The organism is Providencia sp. Me31A, from assembly GCF_050487165.1.
GTDB lineage: Bacteria > Pseudomonadota > Gammaproteobacteria > Enterobacterales > Enterobacteriaceae > Providencia.
Genome location: NZ_JBKQGZ010000020.1, coordinates 88,883 through 104,602, shown reverse-complemented (window position 1 = coordinate 104,602; position 15,720 = coordinate 88,883). Strand labels below are relative to the sequence as shown.

Genomic DNA, 15,720 nt, shown 5'->3' with positions numbered 1-15,720 from the left:
AACAAAACGAGCAAGAGTATGCGACGGCGCAAGCGCAGTTGAAACAAGCCAATGCGGACTTGCAAAAACTGCAAGCCAACATGGAAAAACAAACGGCCTTGATGAGTCAAGCCAGCGATGAGCAAGTCAAAGCCCTGACGGCGGATTTGAATAAGCAAATCGCGTTACTCAAACAAAAAGAGGATGGGTTAGCAAAAGCACAAGCACAAAGCGAATCCACACGTGATGAATTAGCGAAACAACAGGCCGCCGCGAAAGCGTTAGAGCAGAAAAATCAACAGTTAGCAGCGCAATTGCAAGAGAAATCGCAGCAAGCGGATAAAATTCAGGCCTCATTAGTTGAGCAAACAGCGAAAGCCGCAGGCAAAGTGGCGTTAGAAACGCAATTGGCTGAGGCGAAAAAACAACTGGCAGAGCATGAGGCGGCGAAAAATGCGTTATCCAAACAGTTTGCCGCCAGTGAAAAACAGCAAACACAGTTGCAAGCACGTTTGAAACAAAACGAGCAAGAGTATGCGACGGCGCAAGCGCAGTTGAAACAAGCCAATGCGGACTTGCAAAAACTGCAAGCCAACATGGAAAAACAAACGGCCTTGATGAGTCAAGCCAGCGATGAGCAAGTGAAAGCCCTGACGGCGGATTTGAATAAGCAAATCGCGTTACTCAAGCAAAAAGAAGCGGGCTTGAAGCAGGCTGAAACGCAAAGCCAGACGACGCGTGATGAATTAGCGAAACAACAGGCCGCCGCGAAAGCGCTAGAGCAGAAAAATCAACAGTTAGCAGCGCAATTGCAAGAGAAATCGCAGCAAGCGGATAAAATCCAAGCGTCTTTGGTCGAGCAAACAGCGAAACTTGCACAAAAAATTACGCTTGAGTCAGAATTAGCGATTGCAAAACAACAATTGCAAGAGCATCAAGCAGCGCAAAATACAATATCAAAGCAATATGCTGATAGTCAGAAGCAGCTTAAGCAATTACAAACTGCTTTAGCACAAAATGAACAAAATTTCTCAGCGGCACAAAAGCAGTTAGCGCAGGCCAATACCGATTTACAGAAATTACAAAAAGATCTTGAAAATCAGTCAGTCTTGATGGCGCAAGCGAGTGACAAGCAAGTTAAAGTTCTGACGGCGGATTTGAATAAGCAAATCGAGTTACTTAAGCAAAAAGAAACAGCGTTAGCGAAGTTGAACTCAGATAAGACAGCAATCCAAGAAGCGCTGATAAAGCAAGAAAATGAAAGGAAAAAGCTTGAGCAACAAAATGCTCAGTTTGCAAAACAGACTAAATCCCAAGAAGAGAAAATTAATAAGCTTGAAGGGGATATTGCAGCACGGACGAAGAAACAGACTGAAGTAGAGCAGCAGCTTGCTGATGCAAATAAATTGATTAGTGCGTTAAAACTCGATTCTCAGAAAGAATTGACATTAGCACAAGAAAAACTGAAAAAATTACAAACTGAATTAGATTCGTCTAAATCGGTTTCAAATGACGATGCGCTGAAATCACAAATAATAGATTTAAATCGTCGCATCACTCAGTTGCAAAATGAAAATGACGCACTAAAAGCGAAAGGAAAAGCGGGTTCAAGTTCTGGTTTAGCAGGTCGAGTTCCATCAAGTAAAGATACAAAAGCGATTGCGGCTCAAAATGCGAAGAAAAATCAGAAAATTATTGAGCAAATTACAGCACAAAAATATAGCAAGCTTGATAGCAATACGTACTATAAAATCATTCAAGCGGGAACACCAATTAAAGACGTTAAGAAAAAAGATGTTACTTTCATTATGAGAGAGCAATTAACTGATGGTACAGTGACGGTTATGTATACCGATAACAACCCAGTGACATTACCTTATAATGAGCTGCCAACACCATTAAACTCATTTATTGAAAGGGCTGGTGAGGGTGGTATGGTGAAAGTATACATTAAACCTGAGGGTGGTTATGGCGTTGAGGGAATTCCTGGTGAAATACCACCAAATTCAATGTCAATTATTGATTTGAAAATCCTCAAAGCTAAATAGTATCAACATCATTTAAGTGTGTATAGAAAGGTAGTTTGTCAGCAAAAGGCAAATTACCTTTTTTTATGGTGGTTAAGTGCGGTTGTGATCATGATAATTAGGTGGGAACTAAAGGGAGAGTTGCCGTTCTGCCAGTTTATAGTTAAAACAGAAATTTCTATAACTGACAGGGCATGTGTCTATGCTCAGTGTGTTTGAGGGGTTAAGCGGCTATTCGTGACCGACTTGGTGTATATCCAAATCGTTTACGATAAGCTTGAGTAAAGTAAGATTGGCTAGAAAAACCTGCCTCCATAGAAACCTCAACAATACTCATAGTTGTATTTACTAATAATTGGTGTGCATACATGATGCGTTTTTCACTGATCCAAGAGCGTGGTGATGTTGCATAGACGGTATTGAATAATTCTTTAAAGGTTGTTAGCCCCATTCCGAAGGTTCGTGCAAATTCGTTTAATTTCCATTCCTTAAGGTAATTATTTTCCATAAATAATTGTAAGCGCTCAGCTTGTCGATTACTGAGTTGCCTGAAGTTAGATAGTAATAAGGCTCCTTGCTCACTGTAACTAAGAAGCAACAATAACTCGCTGATCCGAAGTGATACGATGGGTTCTGGGTATTCATGGTCAATGAATGAATTTAAGCTTATCTTGATATCATTGATTAATGAATATGAGGTAAATTTGATGATATCACTTGATGAGCTATCATTCCTTTCTATCTCACTTAATGAAGAACCATGGATAGCGATAAAATTGCGTAAAAAATTATCATCTAAAGCGACCCAAAGTAATTGGCAATTTGTTGAACTTTTAGTGAACTGGAATGAGTAAGAACCTTGTTTATGGTAAAGCATATCTCCTTCATTTAAGCGTTGTGTACTAGCAGGGGTTTCTAATACTAATGAGCCTTGTTCAACGATAATTATCCCTTTTGTTGCTAAATCAATAATATTATGAGACATGGTACTGTTAATGCTCATTCGCTTTATAACTTGTTGGTTTGTATTGCTTTTAACGTGCATGTATTAACACCTTTTAATCGTATTTAAACTATCAAAATAGAATTTCCAAAATTAAATATCGAGAGTTTATTTCTATTGATATAAAAAATGGAGGCTATTTGTATGATTGAAATTATATAAATCGATTATTTTTGTGTCACACTGTAAATTTAAATGTTAATAAATATTTCAAAATATACTTTTACCGAGTTTTTTGTGGCCTTTTTGATGTTATTTCCGAGGTGTTTTAGAGTTTTATTTTATAATATTCTTATTATTAATTATTTATCAGATAATTAATCTGTATTGTTGAGGGGTGTAGTTGTTAATTTTATTTCATTTATTACGCTTGGCATGGATTTTTTTTCTACTTTCATACTAAGTCATCATTTTTTGTGTGGTATTAGCTAGTATAGCTATGTAATTAATGACTGAAAAATTCGTTAAAACTAGTATTGATTAATATTTTTTATGTTTATATAGATTACTGACGAAATTAAATTATTTTTTTTATCTTATCGATAAAAAAAATAAGACAAAAATGCCTAAAACATACAAAAAATGAGATATATATCTCAATTTTTGATTGATAGATATTGATGATGGTTTTGATAGGTAATATAAATATATGTTTTGGTAATTAGTTTACTTTAGTTATTATTTTTTAGAGCAACATGATCCATGAATGAAAATGTCAAATTTTATCCAATTTATGAAGCTATGATGCCTTTGTTTTTTTATGTAAAAAGTGGGGAAATAAAAAATATTAACAAATACATAATGGTATTAATAAATATCTTATTGGGCTTAGATAGATTAAGCCGTAATAATATTTGATCGATTTTTAGTCATACCTATGATGGTGTTTATACTACCTGTTGGATGCCACTAGGTGGATACGATTTTATTATTTGTGTTTTTCCTCGCTACGATTGGTTCTTTTATTTGTTTTGGGGGGTAATTCAGGAACTGGCTTACGGTCATCAATGAGATGGCGTATTGCTAATATGGGATGATAAATAAGCATTTTCGGCCCAGCCCAGCGCATGACTAACTTCATTTTTTCGCGCATTTTGGGTTGATAGCAATGGATAGGACATTGCTTACAGGCGGGTTTTTCTTCCCCATAACGGCACTTTTCTAGCCTATTTATAGCGTAAGAAAAGAGTTTTTGGTAGTCATCAGGAGAGTCGGTTGGCGCAGGATGTGCCTTCTCATAGATTTTTATCATTTTTTCAATCGTTTTAATTTCACGATGAATACGTTTTCCTGTCATACTGACCTCTATGAGTCCATAATATGTATTTAATATACAACTTTATTGATTTAATGGATAGGAGGCTGTGATTTATTGCACCTTTTATTGATGTATTTCAATAAATATAAGGGCAGATACAGTAACGGAACAAGAGGGTAATGAAAGTTACCCTCTTGAGCTAGAACATCATAAACTCTTTGCAAAGTACCTAAAGCGATAAGCTATTGAGGCCATTTTTAGTTGACTAGCAGTGTTTTGTTATCTTCTTCTTTAATAAGATAACAATGAAAGGTGATACTAACGTTATTGCTATGGCACGTTATTGACTGGATTGCATTATTTTTTGCATCTCGTCTTTAATGTGTAATTTTTCTTTTTTTAGTTTGGCAACATGTTCATTATAACCTGCCCCTGATGGGCCTTCGAGCTTACTAATTTCTTTATCGAGTCGATGATGTTTTTCGTAAAGAGTTTGAAAACGGGGATGTGTAGACACTAACTTTGAAACTAAATCTTGATCTGCTGATAACATACTACCTCCTCAGAATGTATTAAGCCTCAATTTCAGTATAATCACTGGCTATATTTCATGCACTAAAAAGGTCAGTAATTTACATAATTTTTATCAATTTTATGATCTTTCAACTAAAATTAAATAGAATTACACTAAAAGTAAATGAAATATCTTTATTTTTTGTAATTAAGAATCATCTATAGTGATAATTTTAGTGAAAATGACTTAGTATGTAGTTGAGCTTAGTTTTTTAAATTGATTTAATCTTCTGGAATAGGAATAAATAATGAAAAAAGCGATTTTATCTGTAATGGCAGCAGCACTGATTTCATCTTGTGCGGTAGCAACGGAAGATTTGGAAAAGATCGCGCCATATCCAAAAGCAGAATCTGGTATGACTCGCCATGTGATTCAATTAGCCGATCAGAAAAATGAAAGTGATTTTATGGTTGAACTAGTGATTGGAAAAGTCATGAAAGCGGATTGCAACCATCAGTGGTTTATGGGGGAACTTGATGAAAAAACACTGGAAGGTTGGGGTTACAGCTACTATCAATTAGATGAGGTTAAAGGCTCTGCGTCAACAATGATGGGATGTTCAGAACCGCCTAAAGACCGTTTTATTACAACACAGTTAGGTGACGATGCTTTTATCCGTTATAACAGTAAGCTACCTATCGTGGTTTATGCACCATCAGATATGCAAGTGAAATATCGCATTTGGTCAACGGATGACAAACTATTAGATTCCAGCAAAAAATAATTCTCAAGAAAATGCCGCAGTTGCGGCATTTTCTATAAAGGAATTTAACGAATTACAAATACTGAGGTTTTAGCGTGACGTACAATCGCAGATGCGGTAGACCCTAATAGGTAAGTCGATGTACTTGGGTGATGAGAGCCAACAATAATTAAATCTGCATTGATTTCTTGAGCATAATCTAAAATTTCATCTTTGGCTGAGCCGATACTCACTTTACAGGTGATTTGCTTATCTGGCACTTTAACATTTTTAATTATATCTTCAAGTGCCCGCATAGCTAGGATTGAACGCTCTGCTGACTCTTTATGATTTTCAGGTAGCGCCGCAAACTCAATTCCAAAAAATAATTCTACACTGGGTATGACTGAAAAAAAATGAATTTCGGGGGAGCCTAGTTGTGCTAATGCTTCAATGTGTTTCAGGATCTCTTGGTTTAATTCATCTTCTAATAAGTCAATAGGAACTAGGATTTTTTTATACATAGCTACCTCTTTTATATGTTATTCGAAATTAATTATAGTGACTTATCATTAATATACTATAAGTTAAATGAAAAGTAAGAAATGCTATTGAGTGCGCATTATGCCCTTTTACAAAGCTAACACTATTAACTATGTAAAAATAAAGGATAATTATTATCAGTTAAACTTTTTTTTTATAATTTATAGTGGGACTTTTAACACAAAATGTGCGAATATTTACTAGGTGTTTATTTAACTTATTGATTTAAAAAGTTTATTTGAATGATAATTATTTTGTTTTTCGTTAAAGAATATATCTTATGAATAAGAGCGATGCATTAATCAAGAAAAATAATGAGTTTGAAATACAACAAGCTAGGTACCAAGCTGCTAAGAAAAGCACACTAATTAGTGTTGTTGTAAATATGTTTTTATCAATTTGGCAGATAATTATAGGCATTTTTTCTCATTCATCGGGGTTAGTTGCCGATGGTATTCATACATTATCGGATCTTATTGCCGATTTTGTGGTTCTTATTGCGAATAAAAAAAGTCATAAAAAGCCAGATGAAGATCACCCTTATGGTCATTTTCGTTATGAAAATGGGGCTTCATTGATTTTAGGGATAATTTTATTAATTGTTGGTGTAGGGATGGTATGGTCAGCTATTGAAAAATTACTAAATCCTGAGTTGATCCCTGAAGTTCATATGATCGCCTTAGTGGCAGTTTTAATTGCCTTAGTGGCAAAAGAAGGGTTATTTCGCTATATGTTACATGTCGCGAATAAAGTGAACTCAAGTATGCTAGTTGCTAATGCATGGCATGCACGCTCCGATGCCGCGTCTTCATTAGTTGTTGCTATTGGTATTGTGGGGAGCTTATGTGGGTTGCGAATTTTGGACCCCATTGCTGCATTAGTTGTGGGGATATTCGTATTTAGAATGGGGTTTAAATTTACTAATCAATCCATGCAGGACTTAATGGATAAAGGTGCGGATGAAGAAACATTGCAAGAAATTCGTGCTGTTTTGGATAGCCGTAATGAACTTGCGGGATACCATGATTTAAAAACGCGCAAGTCAGGTGATTTTTTACTCGTTGATGTACACTTAGAGCTCAATGGTAATATGAGTATCTTAGTGGGTCATGATATCGCAGTGAATGTACGCAAAACGCTAATGGAAAATCCACTCATTTTAGATGTGATGACCCACCTTGACCCTTATGATAAAAACACTCAACATTGATTGTTTATTATTCGATTTATTTATTGAGACCGAGCGGACTAATGGCTCGGTTTTTTATTTATTAACTTAATAAATTATTGCTCTCTATGGTAAAGCTGTGGACAATTAATTCGTTGTAACAAGAGCACACAACACATAAATGTGAATGACGGTTTCTTTCGGTGAAATTGGTTATTAGTGAATGATTGAGGAATAAATGCGTTTTACTCAAGAAAAACATCAGGCATTGCGAAGTCCTAAGGTTATCGCACTCACGAATCAAAATGGCATGAAAATTATTTTAACTAGCCTTGGTGCGAGTTGGGTGAGCTGTATACTTCCTTTAACCACAGGAAAGCGAGATGTTATTTTAGGTTCCCCGAATATGGCAAAGCAAATGGAGCAAGGGGTGTATCTCGGTGCTACTATTGGTCGAGTCGCTAACCGTATTAGTGGTTCTCAGTTTTCCATTGAGGGTCAACATTATCGTGTTTCTAATAATCAAGGGAATGATTGTTTACATGGTGGTAAAAACAACTTTAGCCATCGTATTTGGGGCATATTCCAAGTTAGTCCACAAAAAGCGCTTTTTTCACTTACATCACCAGCGGGAGATCAAGGTTTCCCTGGGGATTTATATGTTGAAGTTAGTTATGAGTTAACTGAAGATAATCAGGTCATAATTGATTATAAGTACCAATCTTCTGCTCACTGCCCTGTTAGCTTGAGTAACCATACTTATTTCAATCTTGCAGGGGAAGATTCTGTCAGGACAGCGCTTGAACATGATTTGCGAATCCATGCTGATAGCTATTTACCGATAGATAGTGATGGCGCTCTAACTGGAATATGGCGAGATGTTGCAAAAACGCACTTTGATTTTCGACAAAGCATGCGTATAGGCCGTCATTTTTTACAGGATGAAGAACAGCGCGCTGTCGGGGGATATGAACACACTTGGATGTTAAATCGCACGTTGACTGACGGCGAGAAAACTGTAGCAACCCTTGGTGCACCAAATGGTGATGTGCAATTAAATATGGCTACCACGATGCCCGCATTACAGATGTATAGTGGCAATCATTTGGTTGCGATATCAGGAAAAAGCCAAGTTTATACATCGTATTCAGGTGTTGTATTAAGTACACAGTTTCCACCTGATGCAATTAATCACCCTGAATGGGGAGAAACGAACAATTTAGTGGCTAAGCCTAATCAAAACTATACAAGCCAAACTCGCTACCAATTTGTTTTTTAGTTGAAATCCTGTCTCAGGATTGATGCCGCACGATTGCGGCATCGAATATTTAAATATTAAATTACGAATAAATCCATATATTCATTAACTGGCATTTTTTCTAATAGCGGTTTATCTAGCGATGCTTTTAAGATTCGAATTTGTTGAGCTTCAGGGAATTGCCTTGCTAAGTTGATCCTGAACTTTTTCAACAACAGCGGCATACCTTCTTTTCTTCGACGTTTGTGACCGATAGGGTATTCAATAACGACCTCTTCTAATATTTGCCCATCATTTAAGGTAATTGTTAGCCCATTGCTGATAGAACGTTTCTCTGGATCATGATAATCCCGTGTGAATTGAACGTCTTCATAACAATGTATTTTTTCCCGCAGTGCATCAATGCGAGTATTGCTGGCGATATTGTCCTCATAATCAGAGGCGGTTAAGCGACCAAAAAGTAATGGAATGGCGACCATATATTGAATACAGTGGTCACGATCGGCTGGGTTATGTAATGGCCCTTTTTTATCAATGATGCGAATACATGCTTCGTGGGTACGAATAGCAATGGATGCAATGTCTTCTGTCGTTTTCCCCATTTTTGTTAATATATCGTGCAGCTTTAGAGCGGCCTCCACCGCCGTTTGTGCATGGAATTCAGCTGGGAAAGAAATTTTAAATAGCACATTTTCCATTACGTATGAGCCATAAGGGCGTTGAAAACGCAGTGGTTGTCCTGCAAATAAGACATCATAAAACCCCCATGTTTTAGCGGTTAGCGCGCTGGGATAACCCATCTCACCTTTTTGTGCCATTAAGGCCAATCTAACGGCTCGGGAGGTTGCATCACCGGCAGCCCAAGATTTGCGAGATCCTGTATTAGGCGCATGGCGATAAGTACGCAGGCTGTGGCCATCTATCCACGCTTGTGAAACGGCATTGAGGATTTGCTCACGATCTAGCCCTAATAGATGTGAAACCACAGCAGTAGACGCGACTTTTACTAAAATGACGTGGTCAAGACCCACCTTGTTAAAGGCGTTTTCCAATGCGATGCAACCTTGGATTTCATGAGCCTTAATTAACGCGGTTAAAACGTCTTTGATGATTAGTGGGGGTTTGCCTTTGGCTATGTTTTCACGGGATAACCAATCTGCCGTAGCTAAAATACCCCCTAGGTTATCAGATGGATGCCCCCATTCAGCGGCAAGCCAAGTGTCGTTAAAATCTAACCAGCGGCACATTGTGCCAATATTAAATGCTCCTTGAACTGGATCTAATTGGAACTGGGTGCCCGGAATTTTCGAGCCATTGGGGACAATGGTGCCAGGGACGATAGGGCCTAACAGTTTTTTGCAAGCGGGGTACTCAAGAGATTCCATTCCGCAGCCAAGTGTATCTAGTAAGCAATGATAAGCTGTATCGTAAGCTAAGTCAGACACAATCGGATAATCCATTACATAATCAACGATATCGCTGATCACTTTATCAAATTCAATTTTCTGTGAACTAACGGTTTGTGTGGTCATTATTTTACCTTTATTGACGCTGTTCTATTGGAATGAATAATTGATTTTCGGAGCCAATATAATTGGCAGAAGGGCGAATAATTTTATTATCTTGTCGCTGTTCAAGAATATGGGCTGACCAACCCGCAGTACGAGCCATGACAAACAGTGGCGTGAACATGGCGGTTGGAACTCCCATCAAGTGATAAGCGACGGCAGAAAACCAGTCCAGATTTGGGAATAAGTTTTTTTCACGTTTCATCACAGATTCAATGCGATCTGCCACAGAATAAAGGTGGCGGTTTAAGCTTTGCTCTGATAATTGCAAGGCCACGGATTTGATTATAGGGTGGCGAGGATCAGCGAGCGTGTAGACAGGGTGACCAAAGCCGATGATCACTTCGTTATTTTTAACTCTGGTTGTTATATCTTGTTCGGCTTCGTCCATCGAGGTATAACGTTGTTGAATTTCTAATGAAACCTCATTGGCACCGCCATGTTTGGGGCCTCTCAAGGCTGCAATCGCCCCCGTCATTGCTGAGTAAAAATCGGTTCCTGTCCCTGCAATGACTCTTGCTGCAAAGGTTGATGCGTTAAATTCATGTTCTGCATATAAAATTGAGGCAATATGCATAAACTTTTCCCATTGAACAGGTGGTTTTTTGCCATGTAGTAGGTGCAAAAAATGTGCGCCAATTGAGTCATCATCGGTTTGAGTTTCAATACGGCGTCCATGATGGCTAAAGTGGTACCAATACAGCAATATAGATCCTAATGAGGCTAAAAGACGATCCGCAATCTCTCGGGCTCCCGAAAAGGTGTGGGCTTCTTTCTCTGGTAGGACACAGCCCATCATTGATACACCGGTTCGCATAACATCCATAGGGTGTGCGTTGGCAGGAATGGATTCTAAGGTTTGTTTGACACTTGCAGGTAAACCACGCAAAGACTGTAATTTTTCTTTATAAGTAGTGAGTTCGGAGTGGGTAGGAAGCTTATTGTGGATTAGCAAATAAGCCACTTCCTCAAATTCACACTGAGTCGCAAGGTCATGAATATCAAAGCCTCGATAATGTAAGTCATTACCATTACGCCCGACAGTACACAGAGCGGTGTTTCCCGCATTAATACCGGAGAGCGCAACCGATTTTTTGGCTTTAAAGGATGAAACTTCACTGCTGCTAAGTTGTTCGTTCATCATAGTTTCCTTGTAGGGGATAGAGGAGGCGCAACTTTGTGTCTAAATGAGTCGTTGAATGCGATTATTTTTTTGTGAAAACAGGGCATCTAATTTTTGTTCATAATCGTAATAATTAATGCTTTGGTATAATTCTTCTCTGGTTTGCATTAATGGCAGAAGGTTCTTTTGAGTGCCTTCTTGACGTAGCGTCGAATACACTTGCTCTGCGGCTTTGTTCATGGCTCGAAAGGCAGAAAGTGGATAAAGAGCAATAGCAATCCCCACACTGCGTAGTTCGTCTAGGGTAAATAATGGGGTTTGGCCAAACTCGGTTAAATTTGCAAGAACGGGGGCGTCAGTAATGTGAGTAAAGCGTTGATACATAGGAAGTTCAGTGATGGCTTCAGGAAATAGCATATCTGCACCAGCTTCTATGTAAGCTTGCGAGCGCTCAAGAGCGGCATCGATACCTTCAACCGCGAGTGCATCTGTACGTGCCATAATAACAAAACTATCATCAACTCGAGCATCAACAGCGGCTTTGATGCGATCGACCATCTCCTGTGTAGGCACTATCTCTTTATTGGGCCGGTGACCACAGCGTTTGGCACCAACTTGGTCTTCAAGGTGCAATCCTGCTGCGCCCGCTTTACAAAAAGACTTTACCGTGCGCGCTACGTTAAATGCAGAAGGGCCAAAGCCAATGTCGGCATCGACCATGAGAGGTAAGTCGCAAACGTCAGTGATACGCCGGATATCGATTAGCACATCCTCTAGTGTGGAAATACCGAGATCTGGCATCCCTAATGAGCCTGCTGCCACACCACCACCAGATAAGTAAATAGCTTTGTAGCCGGCTTGCTTTGCAAGGAGTGCATGATTGGCATTGATAGTCCCCACTAACTGCAGTGGGGATTCTTGGTTGATAGCTTCACGAAACTTTTTTCCTGCTGACATATTTGCCTCATAAAATGTTAAATATATGTAACTGGATATTGTGATTATAGTTATAAAGCAATTGATGTGCCAAGTTGAGCTAAAAAAAACACTTTAAAATTAGTCATAAAAATCAAATGGTTAATATTTTGTTTATTTTGTGACAACTAGCGCAGGTTTTAAATAATCGATTGGAGTGTTTCGTTGAAACAATTTATTGTTAATTGAAACGTAGATGAAACATCATAGAAGGGGCTATTTTTGTGGAAAAACCGATTATTTGGACTATCTCTGTTTCTCGCTTATTTACCCTATTTCGTGATATTAGCCCTGAATTTAGTGAACAAGCTGACATTACGCCATTGAATATTGGTTTCGAGCAGGCTGCAGAAACTGTTCGTCAGAGATTAAAAACAGGACATTGTGATGCGATTATTAGTGCTGGTTCGAATGGGGCTTACTTAAAAAGCCATGTTTCAGTTCCTGTGATTATGGTTAAGGTCAGTGGTTTTGATGTGATGCAAGCACTGGCTAAGGCTAGGGAGTTGAGTGATAAAGTTGGCATTATTCATTATAAAAGCATTATTCCTTCGTTAGATGAGTTCCAACAACGTTTTGGTTTGTGTATTGAACAACGTAGCTATGTGACGGCTGAAGATGCAAGGGCTCAGCTGGCTGCATTGAAAGCTATGGGGATCACGGTGGTTGTCGGAGCAGGTCTAATTATGGATCTTGCAGATGAGCTGGCAATGACCGGTATTTTTGTTTACTCCACCCAAACGATACGCCAAGCATTTTCTGATGCGATTGAATTGAGCCGGATGTCTTTGCGACATCAGCGATTACCAGATAAATATTTGCCAGCTAGTCCAGCCAAAGTTCGCTATACGATCAATGACTTAATAGGCTCATCGCTATCAATGGAGTTTGTTAGGCAAACCATTATGTTGTATGCACGCTCTGATGCAACAGTCTTAATTCAAGGGGCAAGTGGAACCGGTAAGGAGATGGTGGCGCAGGCCATTCATCATGAGTTTATGCTATTTAATCAACATAAACGTAGCAAACAGCAGATGCCTTTTGTTGCAGTGAATTGCGGCGCAATCCCAGAGACATTATTAGAAGCAGAATTATTTGGTTATGAAGAAGGTGCATTCACAGGCTCTCGTCGTGGTGGCCGAGCGGGTCTATTTGAAGTGGCAAATGGGGGGACATTATTTTTAGATGAAATTGGTGAAATGCCCTTAGCACTACAAACTCGGCTTTTACGTGTACTCGAAGAGCGCTCGGTGGTACGTATCGGGGGGTATAAACCGCTAGAGGTGAATGTCAGAGTCATTTGTGCGACCCATTGCGACTTAGATAGTTGGGTGAAAGAAGGGCGTTTTCGTGCAGATTTATTTTATCGGCTTGGTGTACTTAGAATGCGAATTCCTGCGCTCAATGAACGTGAGGATGATATTTTCGTATTAGCAGAGCGCTTATTAAAGTTAGCTTTTGCGGGGCTGATGTTGCCATTACCTTCCTTTCGTGTTCAGCAGCTTTTAAAAAGCCGTGATTTTTTCTTAGATTATGAATGGCCGGGTAATGTTAGAGAGCTCAGGAACTTAATGGAGCGTGTTGCATTATATTGTAGCGCCTACCCTGAAAAAGCGATAACTAAAAAGATGTTGGAGAGCTTATCACCTGAGAGGCAGGCTGATGAAGAGCCTAAAATAGCAATAAGCGATGAAAGTGAGGAAACGTTGGCAGAAATTATGGCGCGATTTAATGGTGATCGTAAAAAGGTTGCTCGATATTTAGGGATTAGCCGAACTACGCTTTGGCGGCGGCTTTCTTCGGCATCTTTAAAGCCCTAATGGTGTTATCTATCATCGATTAAAAAATGATTGTCTGCGTTTTTATTTAAACATATTAAATTATGAGTAAATAGAAATAAAATTGAGTTCAGTGTTAAATATGGCAAATAATTTGGTTTCGATAACAGAAGGCGACTATTACTTCGTATAGATAATATAATTGGGTAGGACACAGCGATAAATGAATTTTTTTTGTAATTAAGTGCTTCTGGAATATTTTCCATTTCACTTAAGTTGTGTCTATTTGTAACAACTCGGTTTGTTGTCTGTTCTGCTGTAATATTTTGATTTTTATATATTTACTTTGTTTTTATGGCGATTTTTTAGCTGAAATTGACTCACTGAAAAACGTGATTTTTCTCACATAAATTATTTTGTTAGTGACCATTAGATTTTCTCATTTTAACTTCGCGATTGAACGATCTATATTGCGCACAACTTAGTCTTATCACTAGTTTTTCACTACTGCACTAATCGCCGAAATGTGTTCTTCTTTAGGAGCACAATGTTGTCGTATTCTACGATGTAGTTGCAGCGCATATTATTTATTTTGTTAGTTGGAGAGTTGGGCGTGAATCAGTCCACTACTATCATGCGCAAACGCGACAATGCATTCGTTCCTGTTGCAGGGTTAACGATTTTTGCTATTGCATCGGGTTATTTAATGAGCCTAATCCCATTATCTATGGGTAGCTTTGGTATCGACATACAATATGCCGGCTGGCTTGCGAGTGCTTACTATATTGGTTTATTAATTGGGTCAATGTTGATTGAACCAATTATTGCAAAAATTGGCCATCGCCTTGCCTTTATTGGCTTCTTATTGATGTTAGCGGCTACGGTGGTTGTATTGCCATGGGCCCCAAACATTGGGGCTTGGTTGCCTAACCGTTTGATTGCAGGGATAGCCGTTGCAGGGATTTTTGTGGTCGTTGAGTCTTGGTTATTAATTGGTGATAGCCCGAAAGAACGTGCAAAACGTCTAAGTTTTTATATGACGTCATTGTATGGCGGAACGACTCTTGGACAGTTGGCTATTGGGGTGATTGGTACGCATGGCACATATCCTTTTATGGTTGTTTTAGGATTATTGCTATTAGCTGTTATGCCTCCTTTATTAGTGCGTCAGGGGCAACCTGACAGTGGTTCACACCAAAAGTTATCACTGAAGAAAATTGCTCGCTTAAGTAAACCTGCGATTATTGGTTGTATGGTCTCCGGTATTACCATGGGAACAATCTATGGGTTAATGCCATTAGCACTGAAAAAAGATCAATTCACCACTGACCAAGTAGGGGTATTGATGGCTTCAATTATTTTGGGTGGAATGTTAATTCAGCCTGTTGTTAGCAAACTTTCAGTTTTGATGAGCAAAACTTTGTTATTAGCAATGGTATCTTTACTTGGCGTTTTCGCTATGGGAGTCATTTACATCTCTAGCGATTATTTAGTCATGATTGTAGCTTTAGCATTATTAGGGATGTCTACTTTTGCTCTATACCCTGTGGCGATTACACTCGCTTGTGATAGCTTAGACTCTTCTTATATTGTTGCTGCGACTCAGGTGATGTTATTTAGTTACAGTATTGGTTCAGCGATGGGGCCAATTGCCGCTGGGGCGTTTTTAAACCAGCGTAATGGCTTGGTTGATTTCTTTTTTATTGTATTGTTAGTGACTGCAATTTATATGCTAATTTCAAGCTTACGGCGTAAAGCCAGTGTGTTAGCTAACTAAATTTAGT

12 protein-coding genes and 1 pseudogene are annotated in these 15,720 nt (G+C 38.7%); 6 read left to right on the top strand and 7 right to left on the bottom strand.

What is annotated here, in order from left to right:
- Positions 1-2,027 (top strand): annotated as a pseudogene (locus ACLPIE_RS16730) (hypothetical protein); the annotation flags it as partial.
- A gap of 202 nt (positions 2,028-2,229) precedes the next feature.
- On the opposite strand, the gene ACLPIE_RS16725 reads toward ACLPIE_RS16730, so the two are convergent.
- The 3 genes from ACLPIE_RS16725 to ACLPIE_RS16715 all read right to left on the bottom strand — a co-directional run bounded on the left by ACLPIE_RS16725 (position 2,230) and on the right by ACLPIE_RS16715 (position 4,820).
- A complete protein-coding gene (locus tag ACLPIE_RS16725) occupies positions 2,230-3,051 on the bottom strand; it encodes an AraC family transcriptional regulator (protein WP_430262850.1) in 822 nt (273 codons plus the stop codon).
- Between the two features lie 886 nt (positions 3,052-3,937).
- Entirely contained in the window at positions 3,938-4,306 is a 369-nt protein-coding gene (locus tag ACLPIE_RS16720; RefSeq protein ID WP_430262849.1) for a nitrous oxide-stimulated promoter family protein, read from the bottom strand.
- 301 nt (positions 4,307-4,607) lie between these two features.
- Complete coding sequence (locus tag ACLPIE_RS16715) at positions 4,608-4,820, bottom strand: DUF465 domain-containing protein (protein WP_430262848.1); 213 nt, start codon at positions 4,818-4,820, stop codon at positions 4,608-4,610.
- 268 nt (positions 4,821-5,088) lie between these two features.
- Here ACLPIE_RS16715 and eco point away from each other — a divergent pair, with 268 nt between their 5' ends.
- Entirely contained in the window at positions 5,089-5,565 is a 477-nt protein-coding gene (eco, locus tag ACLPIE_RS16710) for a serine protease inhibitor ecotin (RefSeq protein WP_430262847.1), read from the top strand.
- A 44-nt stretch (positions 5,566-5,609) separates the two neighbouring features.
- Here the strand turns inward: eco and ACLPIE_RS16705 are convergent, their stop codons facing one another.
- Entirely contained in the window at positions 5,610-6,047 is a 438-nt protein-coding gene (locus ACLPIE_RS16705) for a universal stress protein (RefSeq protein ID WP_430262846.1), read from the bottom strand.
- A gap of 299 nt (positions 6,048-6,346) precedes the next feature.
- Between ACLPIE_RS16705 and ACLPIE_RS16700 the strand changes: the two genes are divergently transcribed.
- Positions 6,347-7,276 carry a cation diffusion facilitator family transporter gene (locus tag ACLPIE_RS16700; protein ID WP_430262845.1) on the top strand — a complete coding sequence of 310 codons (930 nt, stop codon included), beginning with the start codon at positions 6,347-6,349 and terminating at the stop codon, positions 7,274-7,276.
- 196 nt (positions 7,277-7,472) lie between these two features.
- Positions 7,473-8,513, top strand: coding sequence for a galactose-1-epimerase (locus ACLPIE_RS16695; protein ID WP_430262844.1), 1,041 nt, complete (start codon positions 7,473-7,475; stop codon positions 8,511-8,513).
- A gap of 56 nt (positions 8,514-8,569) precedes the next feature.
- Here ACLPIE_RS16695 and ACLPIE_RS16690 read toward each other — a convergent pair whose 3' ends face one another.
- From ACLPIE_RS16690 to prpB, 3 genes are read right to left on the bottom strand one after another with little or no spacing between them, the layout of a single operon-like run.
- Positions 8,570-10,024 carry a bifunctional 2-methylcitrate dehydratase/aconitate hydratase gene (locus ACLPIE_RS16690; protein WP_430262843.1) on the bottom strand — a complete coding sequence of 485 codons (1,455 nt, stop codon included), beginning with the start codon at positions 10,022-10,024 and terminating at the stop codon, positions 8,570-8,572.
- A gap of 10 nt (positions 10,025-10,034) precedes the next feature.
- Positions 10,035-11,201 carry a bifunctional 2-methylcitrate synthase/citrate synthase gene (prpC, locus tag ACLPIE_RS16685; RefSeq protein WP_430262842.1) on the bottom strand — a complete coding sequence of 389 codons (1,167 nt, stop codon included), beginning with the start codon at positions 11,199-11,201 and terminating at the stop codon, positions 10,035-10,037.
- 42 nt (positions 11,202-11,243) lie between these two features.
- Complete coding sequence (gene prpB / locus ACLPIE_RS16680) at positions 11,244-12,140, bottom strand: methylisocitrate lyase (protein ID WP_430262841.1); 897 nt, start codon at positions 12,138-12,140, stop codon at positions 11,244-11,246.
- Positions 12,141-12,382: 242 nt separating this feature from the next.
- Here prpB and prpR point away from each other — a divergent pair, with 242 nt between their 5' ends.
- Positions 12,383-13,978, top strand: a complete 1,596-nt coding sequence (gene prpR, locus ACLPIE_RS16675; RefSeq protein ID WP_430262840.1) for a propionate catabolism operon regulatory protein PrpR — start codon at positions 12,383-12,385, stop codon at positions 13,976-13,978.
- Positions 13,979-14,570: 592 nt separating this feature from the next.
- On the top strand, positions 14,571-15,713 hold the full coding sequence (locus ACLPIE_RS16670) for an MFS transporter (RefSeq protein WP_430262852.1): 1,143 nt from the start codon (positions 14,571-14,573) through the stop codon (positions 15,711-15,713).
- The last annotated feature ends 7 nt before the right edge of the window (positions 15,714-15,720 follow it).